The sequence below is a fragment of the Nocardia wallacei genome (genome assembly GCF_029869545.1).
GTDB lineage: Bacteria > Actinomycetota > Actinomycetes > Mycobacteriales > Mycobacteriaceae > Nocardia > Nocardia wallacei_A.
This window is the reverse complement of the sequence record NZ_JARWQD010000152.1, coordinates 1-3524: the sequence shown is the minus strand read 5'-3', so window position 1 is coordinate 3524 and position 3524 is coordinate 1. Positions and strand designations below refer to the sequence as shown.

Sequence of the window (3524 nt, the reverse complement as noted above, 5' to 3'; positions counted from 1 at the left end):
TGCTGCGGCTGGGAAGTCCGCTGTTCCATTACGGGATCGTGTTCGTCTTCCTGGTGGGGGGGGTCGCGGGGGGGGCGCGCGCCGCGCGCGGCGCGGCCGCGGGGGCGGGCCCGCCCCGCGGGGCCGCCGCGGCCGCGCGGCCCCCCCCCCCCCCCCCCCCCCCGCTACGGTCGGTCTAGTACTTGCGGCGCTGGTCGCGCAGGGTCTTCTTGGCCGTCTGCTGCGCCTTGTCGACCTGCCGGGCGTACTTGCCCTTGGTCTGCTTGTCGACGGCGTCGCCGACCTTGTCGATCACCGGATCGAGCTTGTCGGCGTGTTTGCCGGCCAGCGCGGCCGCCTTCTTCAGATTGCTGAACATTCCCATGACCGCATCTCCTGTCGCGAAACTGGTCCCACCAGGCTAGCCGTCCCCGGCGACCGACCGGCCGGATCGGGCGGGCCGCGGCTATCCGGCGTCCCGCTCCGCCCGCCGGCGCACCCGCCGCGCGGCCGCGACCATATTGCGCAGCGACGGCTCCAGCTGCCAGCTGTGCCGGGTCTTCAAGCCGCCGTCGGGATTTGCCCACAGCCGCTCCGGGGTGACCGCCTCGGCCGCCGCGGTGAGCAGCCCGTCGATCTCGTCGATATCCGGGATGCGGGCCGAACGGCTTTCGTACACACCGGGTCCCACCCCGTGCGACAGGCCGTTGCCCTCCTCGGCGTCGTCCTTCAGCGCCTTGAGCACCCATTCCAGGGAGCGGGTGGCGACGATCGCGGTGACATCCGCATCGAGCTCCTCGATCGCCCGCACGATCTCGGCCCGCCCGGAATAGGCGATGTGCGTGTGGATCTGGGTCTCCGGTTTCACCCCGGAGGTGGCCAGCCGGAACGCGTTCACGGCCCAGCGCAGGTATTCGGTGCGGCCGTCGGGGCGCAGCGGCAGCAGTTCGCGGACGGCAGGCTCGTCGACCTGGATGATCGAGACCCCGGCCTTCTCCAGATCGACCACCTCGTCCCGGATGGCCAGCGCCACCTGGTCCGCGGTCTCGTACAGCGGCTGGTCCTGCCGCACGAACGAGCGCGCCACCATCGTGACCGGGCCCGTCACAATGCCTTTCACGGGCTTGTCGGTCAGCGACTGCGCGTAGGTGGTCCATTCCACCGACATCGGCTTCGGGCGCGACACGTCGCCGTAGAGGACGGGCGGGCGCACGCACCGCGACCCGTAGACCTGCACCCAGCCGAAGTGCGTGGTGGCGAATCCGTCGAGCAGCTCGGCGAAGTACTGGATCATGTCGTTGCGCTCGTGCTCGCCGTGCACCAGCACGTCCAGGCCGATGTCCTCCTGCAGCCGGATCGTCGACTCGATCTCGGCCTCGATCCGCTTGCGATATTCGTCGTAGGACAGCCGCCCCTCGCCGAGTTCGTAGCGGGCCTGGCGGACGGCGGCGGTCTGCGGGAACGAGCCGAGCGTGGTCGCGGGCACCAGCGGAAGATTCAGCTTGGCGCGCTGGGCTTCTCGGCGCACGTCGTAGGGCTCGCGTTCACGCATCTGCGGGGTCAGTGCGTAAACCCGTTGCCGCACAGCGTGTTTCTGCTTGAAGTGCACCTCGCCGGGCCGCTTGCGCCACTTCTCCGACGGCCCCTCGGTCAGCGCCTTGGCCAGCGAAACCACCTCGAGGACCTTCTGTTTCGCGAAGGCGAGGCGGTCGGCGACATTGCCGTCGATGTCGTATTCGACGAGCACGTCGTAGGGCACGTGCAGCAGCGTCGTGCCCGTGGACACGACGAGATCCGGGCACACCTGCGCGAGCTCGTTGAGGTACTGCAGGGTGACGTAGCGATCGGCGCGCCACACGTTGGTGCCGCCGATCACGCCCGCGTACAACCGCTTGCGCCGGATCCCCGGGATCTGCGCCAGCTCCTCCGGGCGCACCCGGTAGCTGGCCAGGTCGAGCCCGATGGCCTCCACGGCGGTTCCGGCCAGGATGCGCACGGCCTCGCCGAAATCGCCGTACTGGCCGGTGACCAGGATGCGCGGGCGCAGCGGCGCGGTCGACAGCCGCTGGTATGCCTGCTCGAACGCCGCCAGCTCCGCGGGCGTGCGCTCGCTGGTGAAGCAGGGCTCGTCCAGCTGCACGCACGTCGATCCGCGCTTGGCGAGCAGTTCGAACAGCTCCTCGTACACCGGGAGCAGCCGGTCCAGCAGGGCCAGCTTGTCGAATTCGGTCTCGCCCGGCACCTGTCCGGCCTTCGACAGCAGCAGCAGCGACAGCGGGCCCAGCACGACCGGACGCAGCTCGATACCCGCGGCCTTGGCCCGGTCCCACTCGTCGAGCAGGGCCTCGGGGTGCAGCGAGAACTCGGTGTCGGCGTCGAGCTCGGGCTGGCGGTAGTGGTAGTTGGTGCCGAACAGGCGCACCAGCTCCAGCGGCGGCAGGTCCGGGCGACCGCGCGCCATCAGGAAGTAGAAGTCCAACGGGTGCAGGGCTTCTCGGTACGGCTCGAACCGCTTGGGCACCGCGCCGAACAGCAGCGCGTTGTCGAGAATGTGGTCGTAGAAGGAGAACGTGTTACCCGGCACCTGGGTGAGCCCGGCCGCGTGCAGTTCGGCGAACTGGGTCTCCTGGATCTCGCGGCCTACCGCCTCGAGTTCCTCCCGCGGCAGCGAACCACGCCAGTACGACTCCAGCGCGCGCTTGAGTTCCCGATGCGGTCCGATCCTCGGATAGCCGAGAATGCTCGATCCGAATCCGTCGGTGACATTGACCATGAGCGGGACACTCCTTCCGAGCCGCGGGTCCAGCCCGACCCTTTCCGCAGCCTATGCCCGGTGCCGTATGCGCAACCATCGTCTGGGGTGCGCGTTGTTCTCGTTGTTACCCTGTCGTTTCGGCCCTAGGGGGCCGAAACAACAGGGAATAGGAAGCCAACCCCTCCAACCGCCAAGGGATCGAGAAGCCCAGCCCACCCAAACGCCACAGGGTTGGGAAGCCCGGCCCACCCAAACGCCACAGGATTGAGAAGCCCAGCCCACCCACGCGCCGAAGGCTTGAGGAGCCCAGCCCACCCAAACGCCGAAGGATTGAGGAGCCCGGCCCACCCACGCGCCAAGGGAATGAGGTTCGCCGCGCGCGGTCTCCGCGGCCCTTCGCAACGAGCGGCTCCCACAGCCGATCCTCGCGGCGAACCGCTTCCCGATCCTTACGGCGAGTCATTTCCCAATCCATGCGCTGGGCCACTTCCCAATCCATGCGGCGGGCTACTTCCAATCCTTACGCTGGGCCACTTCCCAACCCATGGGCCGGGCCACTTCCCGATCCTCGAGGCGAGCCGCTTCCCAATCCAAGCGTTGAGCCGCTTCCCAATCCCTAAAGCGAGCCGCTTCCCGATCCATGCGTTGAGCCGCTTCCCGATCCCTAAAGCGGGCCGCTTGCCAATCCATGCGAGGGCGCTTCCTACCGTTGTTCCCGTGTTCGCCGCCCCCAGGGGCCGCGGGCCCGGGAGTGCGCCACGATTGTTGTTGTTATGGTAGTAGCCGGGGC

2 protein-coding genes are annotated in these 3524 nt (G+C 68.6%); both read right to left on the bottom strand.

Annotation, left to right across the window (positions count from 1 at the left end; genetic code table 11):
- Positions 1–175: 175 nt before the first annotated feature.
- Positions 176–364, bottom strand: a complete 189-nt coding sequence (locus tag QH290_RS12410) for an antitoxin (protein WP_280266260.1) — start codon at positions 362–364, stop codon at positions 176–178.
- An 81-nt stretch (positions 365–445) separates the two neighbouring features.
- Complete coding sequence (gene metE / locus QH290_RS12405) at positions 446–2752, bottom strand: 5-methyltetrahydropteroyltriglutamate--homocysteine S-methyltransferase (RefSeq protein WP_280382912.1); 2307 nt, start codon at positions 2750–2752, stop codon at positions 446–448.
- Positions 2753–3524 lie beyond the last annotated feature (772 nt).

Coding starts and splice junctions, on each gene's coding strand:
- metE (WP_280382912.1), bottom strand. CDS start 2,752: ATGGTCAATGTCACCGACGGATTCGGATCGAGCATTCTCGGCTATCCG.
- QH290_RS12410 (WP_280266260.1), bottom strand. CDS start 364: ATGGGAATGTTCAGCAATCTGAAGAAGGCGGCCGCGCTGGCCGGCAAA.